General features: G+C 33.2%; 1 protein-coding gene. It reads left to right on the top strand.

Annotation, left to right across the window (positions count from 1 at the left end; translation table 11 throughout):
* Positions 1 to 710, top strand: a 710-nt coding sequence (locus DHD80_RS19840; protein ID WP_251743210.1) for a HAMP domain-containing sensor histidine kinase, incomplete at its 5' end; no start/stop codon positions are given.
* Between the last annotated feature and the right edge of the window lie 51 nt (positions 711 to 761).

The following is a 761-nucleotide window of genomic DNA, read 5'->3' as shown; positions in this document are numbered from 1 at the left end:
AACAGAAAAATACCCAAGAAGCTTTATTAAAAGCAGAACGTCTTTCCATTCAGGGCGAAGTTGCTCGTATTTTCGCCCATGAATTACGTAATCCTTTAGCCAGTATCGGAATGGCAACTGATATCCTAAATGAAAAACTAGATCCCCAGCAAAAGGAAAAAATCAGTAAATATTTGGATATTCTTTCCAGAAGTACCAAAACCCTGAATAACCTGGTCAGTAGTCTACTGGACTCCTCAAATTATACACCTCCAATTTTAAAAAAGGAAAATCTTGTAGAAATTATAAATGATACCTTAGAAAAGGCTTCAGATAGGATTTATCTTGCAGGGATAAAAGTGATAAAAAAGTATGAAGAACCCTGTTATATGCTTGCAGATAAAGAAAAACTTCTAATTGCCTTGCTTAATATACTAGTAAATGCCACAGAAGCTACGACTCCCAATGAAGGCATATTAGAAATTGAAATTAAAAAAGATCCCAATGATCTTATTTTTTTAAGTATAAAAGACAATGGGAAGGGTTTAGATCAAAACGAAATAGATCGCTTATTTGATGCCTTTTACACTAATAAAGAAAAAGGGGTTGGGGTTGGCTTAACTTCCGTGAAAAATATCCTTGAAGAACATGATGCCGAAATAAAAGTGGAGAGTACACTCAATGAAGGCACTTGTTTTCAAATATCTTTCCAAGATGAGGATATAGAATAGAAAGGTAATTAAGGTTGAGAGTAACTTAAATTAATTATGTCATTAATTAAG

It is taken from the genome of Gramella sp. AN32 (genome assembly GCF_023718305.1).
Taxonomy (GTDB): domain Bacteria; phylum Bacteroidota; class Bacteroidia; order Flavobacteriales; family Flavobacteriaceae; genus Christiangramia; species Christiangramia antarctica.
The sequence above is the reverse complement of the archived record's forward strand: the minus strand, read 5'-3'. Positions and strand labels throughout refer to the sequence as shown.